The following is a 25,354-nucleotide window of genomic DNA, read 5'->3' on the forward strand; positions in this document are numbered from 1 at the left end:
CAATGGTGAAAAAAAGAGCAATTGTTTATCCATATCATGCAGATTTCGGTCCGGTCGTCAGATTCTCCAATTTACTGGGCAACTATGAGCTTGTTTCATTAATGGCACCTTTAGGTTTTGGACTGAATGAAAAAGATGCAGCGTACAGCTATTATGGTGAGGATGTGGGTATAAAAGTTAAAGATTCTTTTTCAGATGATGAATTTGATGTGTTAATGATTTGTGAATTTGAATGCAGTTTTGAAAAAGTGGTGTTCCCGACAATTATCAACGCCGCAGAGATGGGAAAAGATATTGTTCTGCTTAACAGATGTGCTGATCATGAAGTTGAAATGGTAAAGAAGGTATGCCTGAAAAATAATGTGGAACTCACAAGTTTTTTTGGAATTGACATTGACAGAACGAAAGTAGAACTCGTTGAGAAAATACTGCTGGATATTAATGTTCCGATAATCTGCGTGGCGAGTCTTATGGAAAAATCCAATAAATTTGATGTTCAGCTTAGCCTAAGGGATTATTTCTTGAAAGAAGGGTACAAAGTAAGTCAAATTGGGACAAAATCTTATTGTGAGATTATGGGATTTCATTCTTTTCCTGATTTTATGTTTAATCATAAAGAAGCGGAGATAGATAAAATATTTCTTTTTAATCACTTCTGTAAATATATTGAATTGAACGAACGACCTGATGTAATGATTATCGGAATTCCAGGCGGGACAATGGTATACAATAATCTGTTTACCAATAGATTTGGTATTACTGCATTCGAGGCGGCTAGTGCAATCCATCCGGATGTCGGTATTATGAACTTGACCTATGATGATTTTAATGGAGAGTTTCTCGATAAGATATGTGTGTCAACAAAGCATAAATTAGGTTTTGATATTGATTGTTTTAATATGTCAAATCATAAATTTGATACGGGCAGAAGCAAACAGGATAAAGAATTGAAGTTTTTTACGGTTGATTCTAAGTTGGTTGATGAAAAAATTGCAAAAATATCGCTAGAGTCAGTGGTTCCTCTGTTTAATTCGTTAAATGGGACAGACACTTTGAAATTAGCAGAATGCTGTGAAGCTCTATTGTTACAGGAAAATATGCAAATCGTATAAAAGAAGGGTGATATTTATGGATCTGGATCAAGTGCGTGAACAGATAAACGAAATATTATTCGACGTAATGGGAATGGACAAGATCAAGCTTAATGAAAACTACTTCTATGAAGATTTATTGGGCGAGGCGATGCAGTTCTCACCACGGGATTTGTTGGTTCTATTTGTACATATTGAGGAAAAACTAAAAATACAAATTCCGGAAACCGATATATTAAATGGATGCTTCAACAGCCTAGATCGAATTAATAATACAGTTTGCCGCATTCTACAGGAAAAAAGAATAAGGGAGTTGGTTTAAGTTGTTGAATGTAGCTTCACTCAGTAGCCTGAATCGTGCGGGGGCTGCAATGGTAATCCAGAAAAATAAGAGTTCAGAGATTTCATTTCAAGACGCGCTATCGACATCGAGTTCGGAAGCGGTTTTGATGGAATTGGAAAAAAAATTCGACATTAAAATCAACGTTCAAGCCATACCAAAGAACAATGAAGCAGTGAGAAGTGTATACTCTGGTAGTGTTGGCAAAGGGAATGTAACCATTGCTCCAAATATACTGAATCAGTCGGCAACAGATCCACAAATGCAAAAAAGGGTAGAAGCAATTATTCAGGATCATTTTGATTCCAGCGCTAATGATAAACCCGGTGATGCCAGTGGCGTCATTATACATCCGGATGGAACAGCTACTTTTTGGGTGATTGGTGATTATTTAACACCTGCCGAGCGGGAGAAGATTAATAAAGAAGTAGAGGCAGATAAAAAGAAAAAGGCGGAGCAGTTAGACTCGTTGAGTAAATTAAGTAGCAGCTCTAGCCTATCACAATTCGGGTTATTTATTGACAACTCCAATAATGGTGAAGAAGATAGCATGTATTTAAATAGTGTGCTACAAGCTAGTCTGGATTCGATGCTGCGGAAAAAGAACCTGTTTAATTAAATGATTAATCACTTTTTTAATCATGACTACCGCCTGGGTCAATGGATTTGTGACCAATGAGGCGGTTTTATTTTTGTCGATCTGTAAAAGGAGATGATGAACATCGAAGCTAAAGTGAAAATTGCCGTGATTGATGATGGTATCAACGAATATTTGCTAGGTGAACCGGTTGTTCAACAGTTGATCTTCAATGAAGATTTCACAATAGACGCTTATACAATAGACAGTCCCGAAAGAATAACTCACGGCACCATCTGCGCAGGCATAATTAAGCACTATTATCCGGAAATCTATATGTATAGCTTGAAGATATTGTCTTCTACCTTAAGGGGAAATATCCAGAAGTTGTATAGTGCACTAGAATGGTGCGTTCAAAATGATATCCAAGTTGTAAATATCAGCTTGGGAAGCCATTGCTCAGCGGATTTATTAGAAACGCAGAGAGTTATAAACAAGGTTGCTGGTCAAGGCTTAGTTATTGTAAGTGCCGCAAGTAATCATAATTATATTACATATCCAGCTTCTTTTTCAAACGTTATAGGCGTTAAGAGAGAGGTAAGCAACACGCTGCACGAAGGGGAGTTTTATCTCAATGATAATATCATCGACGGTATAGAATTTACGGCTTTTGCTAGACATCATTTGAATGGTAAAGAGTGCAGCAACTCGAACAGCTTTGCCGCGCCCATGATTACAGCCAAAGTATGTGAACTCATTGGTAAATCTCACCTAACTAACTTGCAGCAAATAAAACTCATGTTGTCGAAAATGGCAAATAACTATAGGGACGATAAACACTTGTTTATTTGCTATGCTGACCCTGATTGGATAAGTGATATATTAGTATGCTATGTGAACGGAAAATGCAAATTGGACAATCTGAATCTTTGCGTTAACATACACGGTGAAATTGTCGTTCCCGCTGAGTCGGTTTATGATGCTGTTGATGCAGCCCTATTGGCTTACAATGAAAATATTGAGACTCTCGTTGTGATCAGCAGAGATCTTTACCCTGATGCTTATGTTGAATTACAGTGGATTGCTTCGAAATACAATAAAAATGTAGTGTTTATTGACAATTACCAAGGAAAAGATATGAACAAGATAGTTAACAATCAGTGTACTAACATTAAGTTATGGCATAGCTTATTCAAAATACACAACATTTACACACTTAACAGCACCCCGTTGCTGATCGAAGAGCCAATGGTTTCTATTTACATCCCTGCTGACACTGACTTTGAAGTTATTCTCTGGTTAAAAGGGCAATTTAAAAATAATAACTATAACAGTTATTTTGCATCGAATCACCCTATCGGAGTTTTATACGGAATAGACTATGTTCCTGAGACAAACTCAGCGCAGACATCTTCCTATTTTTCCTTAATTCTAAATAAGAAATCTTACGATATCGCGATATATGTCTTATATGGCTATGATATTTCGGATAAAATAGAAACGGATATTGAAATAGACATTGAACCATTAAACGGTTACTTTCAAGCAACTTTTGCTGTAAATGGCTTATGCCAGGAACGTATTATCAATATTAAACAGATTGATGAAACCTTTATCAGAGAACTATATAATTCTATAATTTATTTACTCTCTTAATGGGGGACAAAAATCATCAAACACTTAGAATACTCTCCATTAATAACTTCTTTGCTAGCCCCTCGTTAGTCGACTTCCGGATTCATCGTATTTACACTACAGTGATATCATCAGCCTTGTATTTACATGAGGATTCGATACACACACTACTCATAGCGAATTTATTATTCCAATGATAGATCCTATTTAAGTTTGACCTACTAAACATCTGGGTAAATGACGGAGTAGCGTTCTTGCTAGTTTTCGACAATTTCCTACTTACTGTGATTGCGGATAAGCGGAGTGACAAGATTTACAAATAGATTAACGAAGGTATTTTAGGGTAGAATTGTCATCAAGTAGGGTTACATTCTGGGTGAATTTCGACATTCCAGAGAAGCCCCTATTTTTTTGTGTTCTGACATGGCTTCAAATCTTGGTGCTCAACAGATATCATACATTGTCGAAATTTTGTCGAATAATATCATATAATGTAGAAAAATAATTGACAGGAAATGAATAGAACTTTAGAATTAGGTAGTAGCGTAATCATTACTATCATATAGAAGCGTACATAGCTTTTAGCAAGAATGATTATAAATGTGACTTCAAGGGAGGATGTACGATGATGAAAGCAACAGGCATAGTAAGAAAAGTGGATGAATTGGGACGTATCGTAATTCCTATTGAACTGCGTAGAACAATGGGAATCGACATAAAAGACCCGCTCGAGATTTTTGTAGACGCTGAAAAGATTATCCTTAGAAAATATGAGCCAACTTGTATCTTCTCCGGAAGCTCAGAAAACCTGATCAATTTCAAAGGTAAAATGGTAAGCAAAGATGTTCTTGATGAACTTATTGCAAGCTTTGATAGAGCATAATCCATATACCACATATGATTTCAAAAAAAAGAACCGGTATTACAAGCACAAGATGTGCATGTAATACTGGTTCTTTTTTTATGGTGTACTTTCGAAAGCGGGTTTTATTTAGACTCTAGCACACTTTGGATTTTTTTGATAAAAGCATCATATTGTACGAGGCCTAGCTCCATGCACAACTTCTGGTAGGAAGATAACTTGTAATCTAGCTGGTTCAACTTCTGTTCCAGATCGTCGTACATTGCCTGCTTTTCTATCAATGCTTGCCGAAGCAGATTATCTATGTTCTCTTTGTCCGTCTTTTCCCCAAAATACAGGTGCATAAAAAAGTCAGAACGCAGAACATCTTTTTCGGCTGGTGATTGTAGATAAGCGTGGAACTGATCCAAGCCGGCAGAGGTAATGGTGAATACATTTTTGTCGGGTTTGCCTTCCTGTCGCACAGATTCTTTAGTGATCAGATTCAGCTTTTCCATCTTGCTTAGGGTAGGATAGATCGTGCCATAGCTGGCATCGAAGAAAAATGAGAAGTATTCCTCGAAATGTCGTTTTATCTCGTAACCAGAATGAGGTTTTTCGCTTAAAATCCCCAGAATAACATCTTGTATGTTCATAAATCATTGCCGCTCCTTTCTTTCACTTCCTACCATATCACAACTGCATATCGCTCTCAATTTGAAATGGCATAGCCGGAGTGGCAAACTGTATAATTACGCATTTACTGGCACGGGCTCTTGTTCTCGTGAGATCCGAGTTTCTTTACGGAGGAAAGTGACAAGTACGCTTAATACAGCAATTGTTGCCCCAATACAGAGTAAATAGAACATATCCTTCCATACCCCGTTACCCCCGATAACCAGGTCGAGCATACCATTAACTGCATAGTAAGCGGGCGAAAAGGGACCGATCCAGTTATAAAAAGGTGACAGCACATCGCGTGGAATAGTTGCTCCGGACGCTAACATTTGCATGGAGAGAAGCGCAATATTTAGCCAGCCGCCAGCATCCCCGAGGAGCAGCAGACTAAACTGAGCAAGGATCATACAGGAGAGAATTACCGTGAACTCGAACAGCCACATAAGCAGAAAGCCACGATTAGAGTGGATACCGAGTGAGTTAACCATGATAGTTCCCACTAGTGAGATAAGCACAGCCGTTCCACCCATTATGACAAATCGGGCTGCAAAGCGATTCCATTTACTAAATTGTCCAGACAAGTTGGAGGAAGCTTTATGGAGATTCATCGCGAGTAACATAGCACCGGTAAATGAGGCGGTAACGATCATTAAGGGAACCATAGTTTGTGCAAAATTAGTTGTAGGGTTAATGATTTCGACGTTGGCGGAAATGCGGCTGCTTGCAGCACTTTTGATGATCTCCGCTTGTGCTTGCGGCAGATTCATAGCTTCCAAGGTGTGGCTTAGTGCTGAATTACTGCTTTGAGTGTTCATTGCTGCCGTGACTTTAAGTGCTACCGACTGCATCACATTGCTGACCATCTGCGGATTAGATTCATTTAAGAAGTAGTGGAGTTCAGTCTTTGCAGATGGATTACTGATCTGTCCAGTGAACCCTTGGGGAATATTGATAATCATACGGATTTCTCTATGCTCAAGTGCTTTTTTTGCATTTTCTAGTTGGAGATCCTGTTTGGTTACGAACTGAAGTGATCCTGCAATCCCATCGACTATAGGCTGGGCATTTAGACCATCCTCATTAACAATTGCAATGGGCAACTGATCTACCCGATCCGTTACATGATCGTATCCTGTAATCCAAATTAAGCTGAAAAAAACTTGGAACAACAGTGCAGTTATAATTCCAATGATGGTAGCAGGCTGCTTGAGGAAGCGCATGATTAATTGATTTGACATGGTTATTTCTCCTTTATATTTCAAGTTGTAATATTACAGATTGAAATATAGCATAACGAAATATAAACTGCAACAGAAAAAGTTAAGAGCATGGACATTACAAAGCGATTTCATATATCATAGGGCATGTACTGGAAATATCGCACAGATGAATGTCTTACCTGAAGCTGAACAGAATGGGGAGGAACAACAGATGAGTAACGAAGTACATGGAACGGAACAAAACGTGGTTCATGCGAAACTGAACAAGCCAGAAGCGATTGTATTTGATATGGATGGAACATTGTTCCAGACTGAAAGTCTTTTATTGCCTGCATATCATAAAATGTTCGATATTTTACGGGAAGAGGGACTATACGTAGGACCTACACCACCAGAAGAACGTATTCTAGGCTGCTTAGGGATGTTGCTGGCAGACATTTGGAAGAATGTTATGCCTGAAGCAGATGAAGCCGTGCACCGCCGGGCGGATGAATTGCTCCTGCAGCTGGAGATTGAAGGGCTTGAAGCCGGAGGCACACTACTGTATCCACAGGTGGTTGAGACACTGACAGCGCTTAAAGAGCGCGGAGTGAAGCTGTTTGTGGCTAGCAACGGGCTGGAGGATTATATTCACAGCATCGTTGTGGTGCATGAGCTTAAGGCGTTGTTCGAAGGCTTGTATAGTGCGGGAGGTCAAGGCACTGCGACTAAGACCGAGCTGCTACGTATTCTTTTGGATAATCATGGTATCAGCAGTGCCTGGATGGTTGGGGATCGTTCTTCTGATGTTCAGGCAGGTAAAGGAAATGGCCAGACCGTAATCGGCTGCGCCTATGCAGGCTTCGGACGTCAGGATGAGCTGAAGGGCTCTGATGTCATTATTACCTCCTTCGACGAATTGGTTGACTTATACGATAACGCAGCGATTAGTGAATAAGAACTTACGATGGGGAGTTTGCTTAGCTTACAAGCAAGCGCTTGATCACATAAGAGACAACCTTCTTGAAGAAGGTTGTCTTTTTATTGAAGTCAAAAAGATGGTGCTTCAGTTGAAAGAAATCGGTATCGTCGTCAGGCAGCAAAGATATATACATAAATAAAGGGAGTAATCCGATAAAACATGTTTTTAGTTATAGGTATAGTCTTTTCTATTGGTGGAGGGAGCCTATTTGTAACTCATTATGATTCCTTGTTTTTTTATAGTGCTGTTCTTTTGTTGTGCATTGTAAGTTATCTATGGTTTATAAAACATCTATTTGAAAAAAAATTGGAACTATTACTCCTTATCTGTGTGGGTACCACAATGCTCTTTTTTTTCCTTACAGGTTGGCTTAACTAATCATATGGGGGGAGGACAGGCAATTCTTTATGTACTACTGGTTATTGGCTTATATCTTATCTTATTAATACAATTTATTCTGACTTTATATTATTTAATCAAAGTAAGAAATGAAATTTAAATAACATAAAGGGTTCTAAATGTTTTGCGTGCCTAATATGTAAACCCTTTATGTTAAACTATCGTTCTCTGTGGGTTAAATTACCAATCGGATTCATTTACTTTAAAAGAAGTGATTCAATAAATGGCTCTATGTCAAAGGGTTCAGTCGTTGTTTCGTATCTACCGTATACATGACCGTTTCTATCGATTAAAAACTTTGAAAAATTCCACTTAACCCCATCTCCGGCATATATGTCCGGATACTTTTCCTGCAGAAAATCCTGCATCCATTTACCGCCTGATGTCTCAGTATCGAATCCTTGAAATGGTGCTTGCTGTGTTAGATATTGAAATAAAGGATGGGCAGACGGTCCCCTAACCTCAGCTTTCTCAAATAATGGAAACTTAACTCCAAAGTTGCTCTCACAATATTTATGTACTTCCGAGTTGCTTTCTGGCTCTTTCTCGTTGAATTGGTTACAAGGAAAACCAAGTATTTCAAACCCTTGCTCATGGTGAATTTCGTAAATTTTTTGGAGATCAGGTAATTGGCGAGAATAGCTGCACCTACTGGCAGTGTTCAGAATAAGCAGAACTTTCCCGCGATAAATGGACAATTCAACAGGCTCATCATGAATTGACTTTGCTTGAAAATCATAAATAGACATCAGACCATCCCTCCACGTTATTATTATAAATCACATAATAGCGCTATTGGCGTTTATTGGTCTAATATATAATAAGAATAATGTTTATAGTATTAAACTATAACGAGTATATCTCCAGTATAAAATGCCGCTTAAATTTTTATTTTTGCGCTTTTAACCAATGAGCAGTTTCCCTCTTATCCTTCAGGTTACTTTGAAAATAATTCTAAGAGTATCAGCAACGAAAATTCCCCAAACGTAATCATTTTGATTGAATTATCCTGCTCGCCGTCGTATTGATTCAAGGTTGGCCATTATACCGCTTTCACCACGGCGTTCGAAGGCCAAAAAGCGTGCTCCTTAATGGAGACACGCTTCTTGAGCTGTATGATAATTGCCGCGGCGGTGCTTACTGCTGCTTAGCGTACCATTCGGAAAATTGTTTTTGGTATTCAGCGATATATTTGTCTATTCCCGCTGCTTTTAGTCTGTCTAGCGCTTTGGGAAAGGCGGTGTCATAATCACTGAAGCCACTGCCGATCGGAGCGAGGTATTCAGTGAATACACCGTTCAGCTTCGTTTCTTCATTCTTGACGGGTGTATTGTCAAAGTTGAAGCCGGCACCTTTGGAAATGATGGCTCCATCGTCCCAAGCTTTATATTCTGCAATAAACTCATCCGGTACCGTGTTATCGAAACGCATGAAGTTTTTGTTCATCAGCAGCCAGTCAGGAATCAGCGAATCAGTGGTTATTTTGGTCAAACGCCCTTTTTCATCCAGCGTATAGTCAGTTCCTTCTATCCCGTAGGCGAACAAGTCGTACAGCTCCTGGTTTTTTTGCAGCAGATTGAAGAACATGACGTAACGTTCAGGGTCTTTAGCTGCGGTGGAGACGAAAAAGGCGGTGCTGTAAGTGCCGCGGCTGATTTTTGGACGGCCGCTGCCGAGGAAATAGTTGACCAGTTTGGCATCAGGCACTGCTTGTGAGATGGTTGCCGCACCTTCGAATGGGCGTGCTGCTGTGCCGGCCCAGAACATCGCTTTTCCGGAGTTCCAGTCAGACTGCAGCTGTGGGACATTGGTGGCAGCATATTTCGGAATGATTCCTTTTTCATACCAGCCGTGCATAAGGTTCGCATAACTCTTGAACTCTTCGGTTTCAAACCAGCTAATAATTTGATCATCCTTCACAGACTCATCCAGGGCAATAAAATCATTTTGCCAATAGAGGTTTTTGTCCGTGTAATCATATTGTAGGAGTCTGCGCGCATCGGTGTTGGCGTACCCGATCAGTTCGGGATGAATGGCATGGACCTTATCATAGAACTGCTCTAGTTCTCCCAGTGAAGTGACCTGTGTCATGCCGGCTTCTTCAAGCAAATCCTGTCTAACTAGCGCACTGTAGAATTCCGCAGAATTCGGTTTGTTGCCGACGGGGATCGCATACTGCTTGCCTTCCAGCTGAAAGGCTTTGAAGGAGGCCTCGTCCACATTTTTACTCAAATCAGCGGCTGCATCGGCATACGGAGTGAGGTCGGCATAAAGCCCCTTTGCCACAGATTTTACCATGTAATTGGCATCTGTATAAGTTGCGAAGTCTTCTCCCGTAGACAGCATTAAATCAGTTTTACCGCCGCCATATTCGGTCCAAGGAAGAAACTGAAATTCAACCTCAGCATTGATTTCTTTCTTAATAGTGTCGTAGAACGATGTCTTCGCTAGTTCCTTCATCCGGTTGGACTCATCCCCGTACAGCACAATTTTCAATTTGGCAGGAGCCAAGGCGCTGCTGTCTTTACTACCGCTATCCGTAGAGGAAGAGGTACCTTCATTTCCAGTTCCAGAACTAGGGGGAGCGCTTTCATTGTTGGCCTGAGCACAGCCACTTACCAAGAACACCGCAGCGAGGAGCAAACTTAACCAACCTTTTTTCTTTTTCATGATGAACCCTCCTGAAATAGAATCATAATGTTTGAGGCATCTATTGCAAAGGCCGTGCTCCCTTAAGTCCCATTGTACATCAAGAAGTAGGGGAGCATAAACCCGGTGCAACCGAACATAATATGGCATCTTTGCTGGAAATTAGCCTTTGACTGAACCTACGATAATGCCTTTGACAAAAAAGCGCTGGAGAAAAGGATATAATATGGCGATTGGCAAAACGGTCAGACAGGTCATTGCCATTTTGGCTGTCTCCAGTGGCGGTGCAATGATAGCTCCACCAACTTGAGCAGCATTGCCGGAAGCCAGGAACTGAATGTTCGCCATCATGTTGTACATCAAATATTGGATCGTATAGAGATCCTGATCGGTTACCAGCATTAGTGGCAAATAGAAGTCATTCCAGAATTGCAGTGCGTAAAAGAGCGAAATGGTGACCAGTCCGACGCGGCCCAGCGGAATCATAATGCTGAAGAAGATCCGCAGATGTCCGGCACCATCGATTTGCGCAGATTCCACAATTTCATGCGGGATGCTGCGGAAATAGTTAGCCATGAGAAACATCAGAAAGACGCTTAGCACATAAGGGATGAACAGGCCGATGAGCGTATCGCCCAAATGATAGTATTTGGTGCTAAGCAGATACCATGGCAGCGTTCCTCCGCTGAACAGCATTGTAAAATAGGCGAAGAAGGCGAAGAAATTTTTGAGCCGGAAGCTTTTAACGGAAATGACATAAGCGTAAGCGGTGGTCACCAATACGGCCGACACGGTACCCAGCACCGTAACGATCACCGACATGGAATACGCCCGCAGAATCTGCTGTGCCTTCGAGCCAAACAGGAATTCATAGGTTTCAAAGGTAAAGCCTCTGGGCCAGAACGAATAGCCTTCCGCGGCGATTCTGGATTCGGTAGATAATGAGCCGGATACTGCCAGAATAAACGGCGCTAGACAGATTACGGAAAATACGGCAATACAGATGTAAAAGAAAATGAGCAGGCCTTTGTTTTCGGTAGTTTGCATCTTATCAGTCTCCTAAAATAGTTTGCTGTCTTTGTCATACCAGCCGGCTAATTTGTTGGCCACCAGCACCAGAATGAAACCAAAGACGGATTGATAGAGCGTGATGGCTGAAGCAAAGCCGAATTCTCCGGAACGGATGGCTGTGCGGTATACATACACATCGATAATGTCGGTAGTCGGCAGAAGCAACGGATTCAGGAACGTTACCCCCATAATCATACTGAGATCGCCTTTCAGCATGCCCCCGATGCCCAGCAGCGTCATCAGAATGATCGACGGAATCAGCATTGGCACCGTAATTTTGGTGATAATCTGCCATCTGGAGGCACCATCGATTCTTGCAGCTTCATAATAGGAAGTGTCGATGCCTTGCAGCACCGCATAATAGATGATGGCGCCGTAACCAGCGCTTTTCCAGATATTCGCTAGCACGAGAATGATTACGAACAGCCATGGGCTGGAATACCAGTCAACCTGGGAGAAGCCGAATGTCTGGAGCAACTGGTTCATAATGCCTTTGTCGTAATCCAGCAGGGAGAACAGAATGGCTCCGATAATAATCCAGGAAATAAAATACGGGAAAAACATGACGCTCTGCGTGATTTTGATAAACCATTTGCTGCGCAGCTCATTTAGAATAATGGCGATGGCCACTGAAAAAAATGTGCCGGTTAGCATATACAGCGCATTTAACATCACCGTGTTGCGTGTAGCCCTAAGAGAATCTTCCATACTAGAGAAGAAAAACTCGAAATTAGAGAAGCCGGCCCACGGGCTGCCGAAGATTCCGTCGTTGAAGTTGTAATTTTTAAAGACGAGAATCAGACCACTCATCGGCAGATAAGCAAAAAGAATTAGAATGATGATTCCCGGAAGAGCGAGCAAATAAAGCGAGCTGTCCTTCCTTAGGGATTTACGGAAGCTCTTGGCTTTGGCCGTCCTGATTCCCGGACTTGGCATTCCTTGTGTCTCCGATGTAGCTTCTTGCATCATTAACAGTCCACTCCTTTATACTAGCGTTGTCATTTCCGTCCCTTGTTTTAGGAGAACGCTTTACATGAAAATCATAAATCCACCCAGAATGTAAACGCTATCATAATAAACGGAAAAAAGTTAAAAAAAGCGGAAAAGGGCAGCTTAAAAAAACGAAAAAGACAGAACTTTTTTGTTTTTAGGGTGCTCAAAAGCCTGATTTAAAGGGGGATTTCATAGTATAGGCCGGCGCGAGGGTTATTCATTGAAAGTCAAAAAGGGGATGTCTCCGGCTATGAAAATGCTGCCGGGACATCCCCTTTGTTCCTTACTTTTAGCGGGTCAATCAGGAAGATTCTGTTTCTGCAAAATATGATTCATTCTCCATTTAGAAGGTGTAACCCCATAACGCTTTTTGAACTGGGTTGTAAAATAGGTGCTGCTGTTGTAGCCCACTTTCTCGGCAATTTCCCGGATATCCAAGCCAAGCTCAGTGACTAATAACATCTGCGCCTGCTCCAGACGCAGCAGGTTAACGAAATCGGGAAAGCTGCAGTTTACTTCGTCGGCAATAAGTCTACTGAGATAAGCGGGACTTAGCGATAGCTTGTCAGCAAGGGCATTAAGGGAGAGCCTGGAGTCATCATAATGATCTCTGATATAACAAATGGCTTCACCAGCAATGCTCTTGGTCTGTACAGCGCTCATGCTGGCAATACGCTCGTGGGCGGTATAACAGCTGTCTACAATCCAATTCCATAGCTTGTCATAGCTTTGGATCTGCCAGATATGCTGGTAATTATCTAGAAAGCCGGAATGCTGGACGTCTGCATTAAGCTCAGCCGTGCGACTGAGCTCAAAGACCAGTCTCGATAAAGCGATGGTGGCAGGCTCGACGCGGTAACTGCAGGCTACTGCCAGCAATCTCTCCACTGCCTGCGGAATATGGTTCGAGAGTTCCGTCTGCTTAACGGCTTGCAGTACCGGTTCAAGGGCACTGTCGGGCATTGGGCTGCTGTTCAGGTGGATCGTATCATCGGCAAAGATGATGTTCTGCTGCACATGAAATTTAATATATTGCAGACTGTCCGCAGCCTCATTGTATTTAGCCCTCAGTAGGTTTAAATCATCCGTCAGCCCGCTGATTCCGAAGGCGCAGCAGGCTCCGGAAAGCTGTAGCTGAGCGGCGATTTCTTCCCATTTGCCGCGGTACAAAGCGTAATCGCCGAAGCTGCCGCTGTGAAGCTCGCTCAGAATAAGTACAGCAGTGCCTTGATGTGGGCGGAAGGATTGAATGGCTGCAAGTTCACAGAAGGCATGTTCAATCTGCTGTATGTTTTCCTCAAAAGTATGCCGGAAGTCGGAGTCTTCAGGTTGTTCGGGCTCCAGAGCGGTCAGCACGCATACACAATATGCTCCCCCAGAAGCGGCTATGCTCATCAGGGGTGTCCCGCTGTTCTCTGGTGTTCTCTGCGGGGAAAGCAGCCACCGCATCAAGGCGCTATCATCGCTTTCTTTTTTTAGCTGCTCCAGCTTAACGCCAATCTGTTCGAGCTCCTGGCTTACGGTATCGAAATCGCCACCGGTTTTCAGCGCTTCTTCATTGCCAGATAGATGAGCGATATTGCCGAAGAGCCGGCCGATTGGCTTATACATCCGCCGCGAGATCAGGTTGGCGGTTATAGATGCGGCGGCAATCAAGGCCAAGCACAGGCCAGTCATCAGATTACGGGCATTGGAGATATCACGGATGCTATCCTTGTAGGAAGTCTCCGACACAAACCACAGCTTGTCCGCTGCAGAATATACATAGGTAATCAGCTGTGGCTCTTCACCTCCCTTATAGACAAAAGAGCCTCTTTCTGAGGTGGAGGACACCACCTGCTTTAACATGCCCTCTTCCAGAGGGATGTCAGATAATGCACTGTGCATGAGCACAGATGCTTTTCCGTCAAGCACAGCGTAACGGGTGGCTTCGCCTTCTTTTTGCGTAAACAGATTATTCTGCAGCTTTCCCAAATTGACGGTCAGTGCTACCGCACCATTATATTCGCTATCCGCAAACGCCCGATCATTATAAAACACGGTGAGCAGGGTAATGGGGGTACCGTTATTCAAGGTTGCCTCCCACAGAAACGGTGATTCAACAATGATGTTATCTCGCATTCTCGAGAATAGCTCCAGCTTGGATTCAGGGCTTAGCGGAAGGTTTTCGAACATGGCAACAGGCTCATCCACTCCCATGATGTAGGCGTTCTCCATATATTGGTTCACAACCAATGCTCCGCGGATTTGGCTTAAGGCACTGTACAACTGGTCGCTCCAGCTGGTATCGCCATTCATCATGAGCGCGTTGATGTTTGGATTCCTATAGAAGTCCATAGCGTAGTTCTGGACGATCTCTTCATAGTTTGTAAAAACAGTTTCAGTATTCACCAGTACATTTTGGTTCGCCTTGTTGACATTATCTATCGTAATATTCCGGTACCAATAAAAGATCACTACAGCCAGTACTAGAATACAGCAAACTGAAATCGCGGTTAGGCTCATAAAAAAGCGGGAGTACAATTTCTTTCTTTTTCCCAAGCTGCTCACCCCTTCAGGTAAATCCTATTACACCCATTCTAGAGGGAAAGGCTATTCGCTGACAAGGAGTGAAATATGGGCAATATAGCATGAAAGTATAAAAATGAAGAAATAGAACATAGAAAATACAAGAAAGTTAAACTTATACGAACTATAATTGGTGGTGCTTACATTTGAATTGTTTTGAGGAGGATTACTTTTAATGAGAACATTCCGCAATCCAGTGCTGCCGGGATTTTATCCTGACCCTTCCGCTATCCGTGTTGGTGAAGATTATTATCTTGTGACTTCAAGCTTTGAATTTTTCCCAGGCGTTCCTATCTTCCACAGCAAGGATCTGGTCAATTGGCGCCAGCTTGGCCATGTACTGGACCGCCCGTCCCAGCTCAATCTGGATCACTCGATTCCCTCCATGGGCATTTGGGCACCGACGCTCCGCTATCATGAGGGAGTTTTCTATATGATTACCACTTTTATTGACAATGACAAGAACCAGCATAATTTTTATGTAACAACAACCGATCCGGCCGGAGACTGGTCTGACCCTGTATGGCTGGAGGATGCACCCGGTATTGACTCCTCTTTGTTCTTCGATGAAGACGGCAAGGTGTATTATACCGGCAACCGTGTTCCGCCGGAAGGGCAGGCTTATCCGAAGCATATGGATATCTGGCTGCAGGAGATTGATCTCAGCCAAGGGAAGCTAATCGGTCCGAAGCATAGTATTTGGCAAGGCGCACTCAAGGTAGCTCATGCGCAAGAGGGACCGCATATTTATAAGATCGGCGCTTGGTATTACGTGCTGATTGCCGAGGGCGGAACCGGGCATACTCATGCGATTACGATTGCCAGAAGCAAGAGTGTGACCGGTCCTTATGAGGGCCATAAAGCCAATCCGATTCTGACGCATCGCCATCTTGGCAGAGCGTATCCTATTGTTAATGTGGGTCATGGAGAGCTTGTGGAGACTCAGCATGGTGACTGGTGGATGTTCTGCTTGGCTTCACGAACCAGCGGTGGTTATTACCGCAATCTGGGACGTGAAACCTTCCTGACACCGGTAATCTGGGAGAATGAATGGCCTGTGGTCAATCCTGGCAAAGGAGTGCTGGAATTTGAGACGGAGGCTCCGGATTTGCCAGAGACAAAATGGCCGGAATTGCCTGCGCGCGATGAGTTTATAGGTAATGAGCTGGCACCGATCTGGAATTTCCTGCGGACACCGCGGGGTGAATTCTGGAGTCTTACCGACAAGCCTGGAGTTCTGCGGCTTCGCCTGAAGCCAGAACGGCTCTCGGAGATTGCCAATCCATCTTATATCGGTAGACGCCAGCAGCATTTGAGCTTCAGAGCGGCGACTGACATGACGTTTAGTCCCGCTGCAGAAGGGGAAGTAGCTGGTCTTGTTCTCCTCCAAAATGCGGATCACCACTTCCGTTATGAACTGGGGCTAGAGGCAGGCGAACGTGTATTACAGCTGATTCATCGGATGGGTGGCAGCGAGCAGCTGCTGGCGTCAGTGCCCTATCTACAGGATCAGGTACAACTTAAGGTGGAAGCCAGAGGACAAGAGTATAGCTTCTATTACAGAGCTTCTGAAGCCGCCAAGTGGACAGCCTTCTGTGAACGGACGGATGGCAGAGTGCTCAGCACCGATCTGGCCGGAGGATTCACAGGAGCATACCTCGGGATGTACACAAGCTCTCAAGGTGCAAAGAGCGAAAGCTATGCCGATTTCGACTGGTTTAGCTATGAAGGACTTGAGTAATAGGAGGAGGTGAAATTCAATGAGCAGCAATCTTGTAACTAACACGTATCCGATTCCCGAGCTTCCCCAGATTCCCGAACGGACTTTTGCAATCACGGATTATGGGGCAGAAGAGGGGGGATTAACGCTATGTACCTCTGCTATTCAGGCTGCACTGGATGCCTGCGCTTCGGCGGGAGGCGGAAAGGTTGTTATTCCCGCTGGCATCTGGCGCACAGGACCCCTTACTTTACGTAGTCGAATTAATCTGTATGTAGACAAGGGAGCGTTGGTGCAGTTTGACCCTGATCATACCTTGTATCCGTTACTTTCTTCCCATTATGAGGGGAATGCCGGCTGGCGCTGTCAGGCTCCGCTCGATGGAGAAGCTTTAAGCGATGTGGCAATAACCGGTGAGGGGATATTCGACGGCAGTGGCGAAGGCTGGCGCCCAGTGAAGCGGTTTAAGATGACCGAGAAGCAATGGGAGCGTTTGATCGAATCTGGAGGAGTGCTTGATCCGCAGGGCGAAGTATGGTGGCCTTCCCGGGAAGCCATGGAAGGTGAGGACTTCTGCCGGAAGCTGTGGGACAAGGGAGAAACTAGTATGGAGGCTTATCTGCCTGCTCGTACGTATCTTCGTCCGACGTTGCTTAGCCTGCGCAATTGCCGGCGGGTGCTGCTGGAAGGGCCGACCTTCCAGAATTCACCTGCTTGGTGTCTTCATCCCATTGGCTGCGAGCAGATTACCGTACGAAATGTTCAGGTACGTAATCCTTGGTATTCGCAGAATGGGGATGGCCTTGATTTGGAATCCTGCACGCATGCTCTAGTTGAGCACAGCAGCTTTGATGTGGGTGATGACGCCATCTGTCTCAAGTCAGGCAAGGATGAGGAAGGCCGTAAGTGGGGAATGCCCTGTCAGTATATTACCATCCGGAATTGCACGGTATATCACGGACATGGAGGCGTTGTGATCGGCAGCGAGATGTCCGGAGGTGTCCATGCAGTTCGAGTTAGCGACTGCCTGTTCATCGGCACGGACATTGGCCTGCGGTTCAAAAGCACCCGGGGAAGAGGCGGTGTGGTGGAGGATATTGTAATGGAGAATATCAACATGACCGGCATCATCCACGAGGCTGTATCCTTTCATATGTTCTATGCAGGGGTTGAAGGATCGGAAGGGTATGACGAGCAGTTATTTTCGGTTACAGAGGAAACTCCGCAATTTCGAAAGATTACCCTGAAGAATATTGTGTGCCATGGTGCGGCAACCGCTCTACTGGTTAACGGGCTGCCGGAGATGCCGCTTGCTGATCTAACCATCGAAAAATTCCACGCAGTGAGTGATCAGGGAATTGTGCTGCGGCATGCCACGGGGCTCACGTTGGATCGTATCCGGTTGCAGACTTCGCAAATGCCGAAGATAACAGCGCATAGATGCAGCCACGTCACGCTCACTCATTCCGAAGATTTGACGATTACAGATAGATAAAAAATTCTATGGATGATGGAAATCCGTCTTGAACTTCCGTGGGTGTGACCTTGCTTCTTTTCGGTATTGGAGCGGGGTCAGACCGGTTGATTTTTTGAATGTTTTATTGAAATGGGAAAGATGTTCAAATCCGACAGCGGAGGCGATCTCCTGGATTTTGCCTGTAGATCCGACAAGCAGCCGTTCGGCTTCCCTTACGCGGACATGAACGATGTATTCCCGAAAGTGAAAACCCGTCAATCGGTGAAATACCCGGCTCAAGTATGAAGGACTAATGTAAAAATTACTCGCAGTCTCTTCCAGAGTAAGGGCCTCACGGTAGTGATCACGGATATAGGTGGCTACATCCGTTACTAGATGATGGAGCGGATGTTTCGTCCCTCCAGCTTGTGAGATACTCTCTGAACGCTGGAGGAGAATCATCAGCTCGGAGAATAAAGCGATTACGCTGGTTTCGTAATACGGGCGCTGCAACCGGCATTCTTCCAGCATCCGGTTCATTAGGATTTCCGCTTCGTCCTGCTCGCGCAGGGTCAGCTTGAACAAGCGGTACCCGCGGTCATGAAACCAGATGGCTTCATTCTGCAGGGATGGCGGTAGAAGAGCAGGATCATAGTTGATCAGAATCCGCTCGAACTCGGCTACTTCCGAGCTTGCTGTGGAATGAAGCTCCCGGCCGGAGATAAGAATAAGCTCACCCTTATGAACCGTAATGACTCGGTCGTCGACAAAGTATACCCGCTCCCCTTGTATCAGATAGTACAGCTCGGCTAAGTCATGGCTGTGGGGACGTGGCATAGCAGTGATGCCTTTACGTTTCATATGCTGGATGCTGTAGCGGTCTTCTTCAATATGATATTTGTGATTGGGGCTAGTCAGGCTAGTCATAATTCTCCTCTTCTCTTACGAAGCGTTACGGTTATTATAGAATAAACTCAGGTTGATAGGAAAGGAGCCGCAGATGTTAATTACAGTCTCTAAGAGTGTCGACGAAGGATTCAGTAGTCTACAGGCAGCGTTGGATTCAATTCCACAGGAACACAAGGAAGAAGTGACGATTCGTATCAAACCCGGCATTTACGAGGAAAAAATTACAGTGAAACAGGGAACGCCTCCGGTTCTGCTACTGGGGGAAGACACGAATTCCACCATCATTACGTGGTCAGACAACGCGCACACTTTAGGTCCGGATGGAGAGCCGATTGGCACGTTCAAATCCGGTACCCTGAATGTATTCGCTGAGCATTTCACCGCTGAAAATCTGACCATTCGAAATGCATCAGGTCCCGGCACTGGTCAGGCGGTGGCTGCTTTTGTTGATGCTGGTCATGCTGTATTCCGGCGTGTACGCCTGCTGGGTGATCAGGATACTTTGTATACAGGGCAAGGAAAGCAATATTATAACGAATGTTACATTGAAGGCGATGTGGATTATATTTTTGGCGCGGCTACGGCTTTGTTTGAACGTTGCCGGCTGCATAACAAACGTTCCAGAGGATATATAACAGCCGCATCAACGCCTGAAGGCGCACCGTTTGGTTATGTATTCCTCGATTGTGAAATTACTGGCGGTCAAGGTGTAAGTGAAGTGTATCTTGGCCGACCTTGGCGCCCTTATGCACATGTGGCTTTTATCCGCACGGTCATAGACAGTTCGATTATCGGCGAAGGCTGGCATAATTGGGGGCAGCCGGACAGGGAGGAAACTAGCCGCTATGAAGAATATGGCAGCAGTGGACCGGGAGCCAATCCCGAAGCCAGAGCTGCATGGTCGCGGCAGCTGATTCCACAGGAAGCTGCGGAGTATAGGGTGCTGACCGTGCTTGATGGCTGGCATCCTGAAGGATATTAAGGAAGGAGCACTTCGGATGGAGCCTCTGGAACAATACATGAAAGAACTAGCTGGTTCAGCTCAACGCAACTCGGCTTTCAGCAAAGACATACCCTTTCAGCAATGGCGTGATGAGCTTAGCACAGCATTTACGAAGCGGTTAGGTGGCTTTCCAGAAATAGCTGAGGAGCTGCAACCGGTTCTGCTGGAACGAACCGTCTGCTCCGGGTATACCCGTGAACGTATAGAGATAACTACCTATGAAGGGTTGCGCATGCCGCTGTATCTTTTGATCCCGGATCAGCCGTTCTCTACCCCTGTTCCTGCCGTTCTTGCCATTCATGGACATGGCTATGGAAGCCGGGAGATCGTAGGCTTGAACCCGGACGGATCGGATCGGCAGGGAGATCCAGGGCTGCACAAAGACTTCGCTGTTTCACTGGTAAAACAGGGCTTTGTAGTGGCAGCCCCGGAGCTGCTCGGCTTTGGGGACAGACGATTGGAAGAAGACCTAACAAGCGGGGAGCCTGGACGTAATTCCTGCTTTCGCCTGTCATCCGCATTGTTGATGGTTGGGAAGACAATGGCCGGCTACCGTATCTACGAAACCATGCGGGCACTGGATTATTTGCAGACAAGAAAAGAAGTTAAGGATGAACGAATTGGAATTATGGGTATTTCCGGCGGGGGACTGGTGGCTGGCTTCACAGCTGCACTTGACGAACGAATCGCTTGTGCGGTCGTAAGCGGGTATGCCAATACTTTCGCAGACAGTATTCTGACACGCAATCATTGCCTTGATAATTATATTCCAGGGGTTTTGCTGGAAGCGGAGATGCCTGACCTACTGGGCCTCATTGCCCCTCGTGGCCTGTTCCTCGAATCGGGAGATGCTGATCATCTGTTTGGCCCGCGCGGAACAAAATTAGCTTTAACCCAGTTGCAGACGATTTACAGGTCGGCGAATCATATCGGACAGGTAGAAGCGGACTTCTTCACCGGAGGTCATGAGATTCATGGTGAACCAGCCTTTGCCTGGCTGCGCAAGCAGCTCAACTGAGCATAAGATTAGACTTCATATGGATGACAAACGAAGGAGGAATAAGGATGTCTATAACTGAAGCAACAACCGTTCGCTTGTCCAGTAAAATCGCGAGTACGATTCTTGGAGGGTGCAACAAGCAGGGAGAGCATGAATATGTGCTGGAAAGATGGGCTTATGTTCCGGGCATGCTGCTGATGGCAATGGCCCGGGCGGGTGTTCAGCTCGACCAGCCTGAGTATGTCTCCTTTATGGAGCGGCATATGGACACATTTATTGGAGAGGATGGTTCCATCCGTACCTACAGGCTGGAAGAATACAATCTGGACCAGATTAACGAGGGGAAAAACCTGTTCTTGCTATACCAGAAAACCGGAGAAAAACGTTATGCTGAAGCAGCCCATTTGCTGGCCGCACAGCTTATTGGACATCCCCGCACCTCCGAAGGGGGATTCTGGCATAAGAAGGTATACCCTTTCCAGATGTGGCTGGACGGGCTGTACATGGCATCGCCATTCCTAGCGGAATACGGCAAGGTTTTTCAACGATCTGAACTGATTGACGAAGCGGCGCATCAGCTGCTGCTGGTTGAGCGGCGGACCCGTGATCCACGGACCGGTCTGCTCTATCATGGCTGGGATGAATCCAAAGAGCAGGAATGGGCTGACTCGTCTACCGGATTGTCCTCTCATTTTTGGAGCCGGGCGATGGGTTGGTATGCGATGGCTGTGGTTGATTGCCTGGAGCATTTTCCGCTCACTCATCCGCAGCGGGGGACGATCATTGGCATTTTCCAGCGGATGTGCGGCGCGCTTCTGGAGGTTCAAGACAAGGAGACTGGCCTCTGGTACCAGGTGTTAGATCAAGCGGGGAGAAAAGGCAATTATCTTGAAGCTTCCGGCTCGTGCATGTTTGTTTATGCGATGGCTAAGGGACTAAGATTAGGTTATCTGGAATCCTCTTTTATAGAGGCGATGTTGCAAGGGTATGAAGGCATTTTGACGCATTTGACTGAAGAGGATGAACAAGGTGTGCACTTGCACCAGATCTGTCATGGAGCGGGTCTGAGCAAAGACCGTAATGGCTCATACGATTACTATATCTCTGAGGACGTATTGTCGGATGTGCCTATGGGCGTCGCTCCATTGTTATTAGCATCACTTGAGGTGGAACGGTACCAAGCTGAAAAATAACAGAAGCCCAATCATTCCCTCTGAAATGGAATGATTGGGCCTTTTTTTGCTGCCAGATATATATTTATTAGCGTTTCAGCAGATCCTCGCGGATAGGTGTGAAGACATCGAGCAGCGCAGAATCTGCTTCCAATGCGGTTACACCGTGCTTTGCATCTGGCGGTATGGCAATACTTTGCCCCGCGGTTACCTTATGCTTCTCGCCGTCAATACGAAATTCAAAGCTTCCACGCAGACAGTAGCTCATCTGCTCGTGAGGATGGCTATGCTCATAGCCCTCGGCTCCCTTTTCGAAATGAACCTCCATCATCATCAGACTGGCTGCAGCGTTCAAGATACAGCGTTTAACTCCCGGTTCTGCTGGTTCCCATACTCCAAGATTGCTCATGTTCTAATCTTCCTCCTTGTATATAGTTATCGGGGCATGGCGATGTGAATTCTGCCTGCCTCAATTCTTAATTGGGTTGCTTCAGGTTGCCCGGATGTTGACTCAGGTTCTCCGAGCAGCCTAAGCGGTCCGAGACCCGGAACAGTAACAAGGTGTTCCTCCTTGGTGCCGTTGATGGCGGCGATAAACCATTTCCCATCCGTACGGGATATTCTGTACAAGCGTACTCCTTCGATAGCCTCTTCAAAATCAAGCTGTTCAAGCTGTAGTGAAGAAGCATCTTCTGTCCGGGGATGAAGCAGAATGACGTAATCGCTTTTACCACCATAAACACGAAAATGTTGCTGCTCTGCCAGCGGATAATTCCCGGCTACAGCGCCTTCTCCCATTGTAATCACTGGAAGTTCTGGTTCGGCGATATAAGCGCTTAGGTGCTTGCCGTTCAGGCAAGCTGCATCAATGGATTGCTCCATTATACTTGCATCAGTACTGAGTGTATGCAGATTCCAGACGCTGTTCGATGCTCCCTCAATTCGATCCCATATCAAGTAGACGTTAAAGCCTGCTTTAATGAACAAGAAATTCCGCTCATATTCCCTGGCGTTAGCCTCTGGAATAAGACTGCTGGCATGATCTAACTCTTCTGAAAAGCGTACTTCCTTGCATGTGCTTTGCAGTGGCCCATTGGCAAAATTTCCGAATGAATCGGTAAATTGAACAACATTATGAGCTGCGCTGGACACATACCAATGCCGATCCCCGTTATAATAACCTCCCGTTCCAGAATCAAGGGTTACTGGAACACCATCTGCCCAGATGGAGAAGTGCCCTTCATCATGATGAGCGTGATAAGTCAGCGGAGACGCCTCGTAGATTGCATAATGCTGAAGGTTCTGTTCTCCGTTGCGGAAGATGACATAACCGATATCGGGATAATGTACGGAGTCGAGTGCAGGCCTTTGTTCTGCTAAATCGGGCTGTGGATATAACAGCGCGACCAGAGGCAGAGGAAATGCGCCACTATCCTCAATCGGTTCTCCGCCGTGCTTCCACGTCCAGAGCATTTCCCCGGCAAGCTGGGGGTCTTCGTCCATATAGAATGGGGCCGCATATCCAAGCAGGCGAAACCATTTTTCCTGCACATTGGCATCGCCGACCGCTGGTGTAAGCAGGATGGGGGAGCCAGAAGAGCCGCCTTGAATAATATCTGGTGCAGTCACTGTTCCGATTAGGAAACGGTACATGCCCTTTACCTTCTCATGCTTGAAATAATCAATGCCCTTCAAACGCTTTAATAGGACGAAGAAGAGAAAATAGCGATGCAATACTGCGCCATGGTAGCGAATATTTTCTGGCCATGCGCCGTCTGAATCAACCACTTCTGCCAGCTGCCAGTTGATGACAGAGAGGGCATGATCAAGATATGCCTCACTTTGTTTTTCATTGGGAAAGAGGAGGGCATATACACCCAGTCCGGTTGCCCGGTCGGCATTCCAATTACTGCGTTTTCCTCCCTTTTCATCTGGGAAGGTCTCTAGATCAAACCGGTAGTAGTGGGTATCCATCATCATGTCTGCGATATAGCGGAAATGAGCGAGAAGTTCGGTTTCTTCTCCAGTGAGGAATACACTGCTGCCAGCAATCTGATCGTAGATTACCGAAGCAGCAGCGAGCCCCCTCCCGATATGCACCGCGCCGTAAGTATCATCGTCATGCCAGCCGTCTCTACGGAAAATATCCATGCCTACCCGTATATCGGCAAGCATGTACTGGAGCTTTTGCTTGGCTCGAACCGCAAATTCACTTTCACCCGTGATCATATACATATTGGCGTCCGCTCCCGTAGCCTCCAGCAGGTAGGCCCAATTGGTAAGTGTCGGCCGATTAAAAAGCGGGGAGAGCAGCTCAGTTCCTAACGGCTGCCCCGCAGCATTTAGAAAATGGACCCCGATGCAGATTCCTTCGCCTAGAGGAGCTTCCAGACTGAGCGCCGTCTGCACGCTGTAATGATCACCTTCATATACAGGTATGGTCTCTCCATAATGAAGGATTGTCAATCCTTTCACTTCCTCATTACTGATGCAGATACATTGCAAATCGTCTGCCAGACTAGCGCCAGATGGGGTTACACCAGATGGCTGGAGACCTTGCTGCCAGCTGGCCAATTTCTCTAGATATACTGTGCTTCCGTTTTCTCGGTCTTGACTCCACCCCAGCATCCCAGATTCTAGACCGCCATTCGCTAGTTCAACCGGCAAGCCAAGCTGCGAATGAGTCAGACGCAAGCCCCCGATGCGCGCCGTGCCCTTTCCCCGAATCTGTACAGAAAGCTTGAGGAAGGCCGTTCTGGGAGGGGTTTTAAAAACAAAGGGTTCTACCCGGAACACCCCGAGTTTATGGAGGGGCGCAGCAGCTTCTCGGCTGGCAAATTGTTCAGACAGCTGTTGTTGTCTTTCGTACTCTTGCCGGACCTTGGGAAGCTGTTCGATTCTAAGGCGTATGCCCTCAAGCTCTCCTTCGGTATAACATCCGAAGGGGCGTGAACCGCCACCATATGCTGAAATCATCGGTAGTTCTAACCTCCTTGTAAAGTAGTCATGGTTCGTGGGTGAGCTTTCTCTTAATTAGTATAAACGTGGCTTTACGAAGGACGGGATAGATA

22 protein-coding genes are annotated in these 25,354 nt (G+C 45.5%); 11 read left to right on the top strand and 11 right to left on the bottom strand.

Going from position 1 to position 25,354, the window contains the following annotated elements; translation table 11 throughout:
- Positions 1-5 precede the first annotated feature (5 nt).
- The 5 genes from MHI25_RS09725 (at position 6) to MHI25_RS09745 (ending at position 4,526) form a co-directional block, all read left to right on the top strand.
- A complete protein-coding gene (locus tag MHI25_RS09725; RefSeq protein ID WP_339190314.1) occupies positions 6-1,112 on the top strand; it encodes a TIGR04066 family peptide maturation system protein in 1,107 nt (368 codons plus the stop codon).
- A gap of 16 nt (positions 1,113-1,128) precedes the next feature.
- The gene (locus tag MHI25_RS09730; protein WP_036684022.1) at positions 1,129-1,413 is read left to right on the top strand and encodes a hypothetical protein; all 285 of its coding nucleotides are present in this window, start codon (positions 1,129-1,131) and stop codon (positions 1,411-1,413) included.
- Between the two features lies 1 nt (position 1,414).
- A complete protein-coding gene (locus MHI25_RS09735; RefSeq protein WP_340395338.1) occupies positions 1,415-2,050 on the top strand; it encodes a DUF6033 family protein in 636 nt (211 codons plus the stop codon).
- Positions 2,051-2,143: 93 nt separating this feature from the next.
- Positions 2,144-3,664 (top strand): S8 family serine peptidase, encoded by a 1,521-nt coding sequence (locus MHI25_RS09740; protein ID WP_081387797.1) that lies wholly within the window; start codon positions 2,144-2,146, stop codon positions 3,662-3,664.
- A 604-nt stretch (positions 3,665-4,268) separates the two neighbouring features.
- Complete coding sequence (locus MHI25_RS09745; RefSeq protein WP_036684015.1) at positions 4,269-4,526, top strand: AbrB/MazE/SpoVT family DNA-binding domain-containing protein; 258 nt, start codon at positions 4,269-4,271, stop codon at positions 4,524-4,526.
- 104 nt (positions 4,527-4,630) lie between these two features.
- Here MHI25_RS09745 and MHI25_RS09750 read toward each other — a convergent pair whose 3' ends face one another.
- Positions 4,631-5,140 carry a PadR family transcriptional regulator gene (locus tag MHI25_RS09750; RefSeq protein WP_036684013.1) on the bottom strand — a complete coding sequence of 170 codons (510 nt, stop codon included), beginning with the start codon at positions 5,138-5,140 and terminating at the stop codon, positions 4,631-4,633.
- Between the two features lie 96 nt (positions 5,141-5,236).
- A complete protein-coding gene (locus MHI25_RS09755) occupies positions 5,237-6,400 on the bottom strand; it encodes an ABC transporter permease (protein ID WP_340395339.1) in 1,164 nt (387 codons plus the stop codon).
- A 193-nt stretch (positions 6,401-6,593) separates the two neighbouring features.
- On the opposite strand from MHI25_RS09755, the gene MHI25_RS09760 reads away from it, so the two are divergent.
- Positions 6,594-7,319, top strand: a complete 726-nt coding sequence (locus MHI25_RS09760) for an HAD hydrolase-like protein (protein WP_076184256.1) — start codon at positions 6,594-6,596, stop codon at positions 7,317-7,319.
- Positions 7,320-7,341: 22 nt separating this feature from the next.
- Here MHI25_RS09760 and MHI25_RS09765 read toward each other — a convergent pair whose 3' ends face one another.
- The 6 genes from MHI25_RS09765 to MHI25_RS09790 all read right to left on the bottom strand — a co-directional run bounded on the left by MHI25_RS09765 (position 7,342) and on the right by MHI25_RS09790 (position 14,996).
- Positions 7,342-7,476 carry a hypothetical protein gene (locus tag MHI25_RS09765; RefSeq protein ID WP_256716509.1) on the bottom strand — a complete coding sequence of 45 codons (135 nt, stop codon included), beginning with the start codon at positions 7,474-7,476 and terminating at the stop codon, positions 7,342-7,344.
- Positions 7,477-7,939: 463 nt separating this feature from the next.
- Entirely contained in the window at positions 7,940-8,491 is a 552-nt protein-coding gene (locus MHI25_RS09770) for a glutathione peroxidase (RefSeq protein WP_076308246.1), read from the bottom strand.
- A 388-nt stretch (positions 8,492-8,879) separates the two neighbouring features.
- A complete protein-coding gene (locus MHI25_RS09775) occupies positions 8,880-10,412 on the bottom strand; it encodes a DUF3502 domain-containing protein (protein WP_340395340.1) in 1,533 nt (510 codons plus the stop codon).
- Positions 10,413-10,553: 141 nt separating this feature from the next.
- Entirely contained in the window at positions 10,554-11,438 is an 885-nt protein-coding gene (locus MHI25_RS09780; protein WP_076179651.1) for a carbohydrate ABC transporter permease, read from the bottom strand.
- A 12-nt stretch (positions 11,439-11,450) separates the two neighbouring features.
- Positions 11,451-12,431, bottom strand: coding sequence for an ABC transporter permease subunit (locus tag MHI25_RS09785; RefSeq protein WP_081383729.1), 981 nt, complete (start codon positions 12,429-12,431; stop codon positions 11,451-11,453).
- 321 nt (positions 12,432-12,752) lie between these two features.
- Positions 12,753-14,996 (bottom strand): helix-turn-helix domain-containing protein, encoded by a 2,244-nt coding sequence (locus MHI25_RS09790; RefSeq protein ID WP_340395341.1) that lies wholly within the window; start codon positions 14,994-14,996, stop codon positions 12,753-12,755.
- Between the two features lie 202 nt (positions 14,997-15,198).
- On the opposite strand from MHI25_RS09790, the gene MHI25_RS09795 reads away from it, so the two are divergent.
- The gene (locus MHI25_RS09795; protein ID WP_076179653.1) at positions 15,199-16,764 is read left to right on the top strand and encodes a glycoside hydrolase family 43 protein; all 1,566 of its coding nucleotides are present in this window, start codon (positions 15,199-15,201) and stop codon (positions 16,762-16,764) included.
- Positions 16,765-16,783: 19 nt separating this feature from the next.
- A complete protein-coding gene (locus tag MHI25_RS09800; RefSeq protein ID WP_076179654.1) occupies positions 16,784-18,238 on the top strand; it encodes a glycoside hydrolase family 28 protein in 1,455 nt (484 codons plus the stop codon).
- Between the two features lie 6 nt (positions 18,239-18,244).
- Here the strand turns inward: MHI25_RS09800 and MHI25_RS09805 are convergent, their stop codons facing one another.
- On the bottom strand, positions 18,245-19,126 hold the full coding sequence (locus tag MHI25_RS09805) for an AraC family transcriptional regulator (RefSeq protein ID WP_076179655.1): 882 nt from the start codon (positions 19,124-19,126) through the stop codon (positions 18,245-18,247).
- A gap of 73 nt (positions 19,127-19,199) precedes the next feature.
- Here MHI25_RS09805 and MHI25_RS09810 point away from each other — a divergent pair, with 73 nt between their 5' ends.
- The 3 genes from MHI25_RS09810 to MHI25_RS09820 are packed head-to-tail and all read left to right on the top strand — an operon-like array spanning position 19,200 to position 22,304.
- Entirely contained in the window at positions 19,200-20,090 is an 891-nt protein-coding gene (locus tag MHI25_RS09810; RefSeq protein ID WP_076191130.1) for a pectinesterase family protein, read from the top strand.
- Complete coding sequence (locus MHI25_RS09815) at positions 20,065-21,129, top strand: alpha/beta hydrolase family protein (RefSeq protein WP_340395670.1); 1,065 nt, start codon at positions 20,065-20,067, stop codon at positions 21,127-21,129. The genes MHI25_RS09810 and MHI25_RS09815 overlap by 26 nt, the downstream gene beginning before the upstream one ends.
- Positions 21,130-21,176: 47 nt before the next feature.
- Positions 21,177-22,304, top strand: coding sequence for a glycoside hydrolase family 88 protein (locus MHI25_RS09820; RefSeq protein ID WP_076304375.1), 1,128 nt, complete (start codon positions 21,177-21,179; stop codon positions 22,302-22,304).
- Positions 22,305-22,371: 67 nt separating this feature from the next.
- Here MHI25_RS09820 and MHI25_RS09825 read toward each other — a convergent pair whose 3' ends face one another.
- Together MHI25_RS09825 and MHI25_RS09830 are read right to left on the bottom strand one after the other, a co-directional pair.
- The gene (locus MHI25_RS09825) at positions 22,372-22,692 is read right to left on the bottom strand and encodes a cupin domain-containing protein (protein WP_036683993.1); all 321 of its coding nucleotides are present in this window, start codon (positions 22,690-22,692) and stop codon (positions 22,372-22,374) included.
- Positions 22,693-22,718: 26 nt separating this feature from the next.
- Complete coding sequence (locus MHI25_RS09830; RefSeq protein ID WP_340395342.1) at positions 22,719-25,259, bottom strand: heparinase II/III family protein; 2,541 nt, start codon at positions 25,257-25,259, stop codon at positions 22,719-22,721.
- Positions 25,260-25,354: the final 95 nt, after the last annotated feature.

Source organism: Paenibacillus sp. FSL E2-0177 (genome assembly GCF_037992975.1).
GTDB lineage: Bacteria > Bacillota > Bacilli > Paenibacillales > Paenibacillaceae > Paenibacillus_AQ > Paenibacillus_AQ odorifer.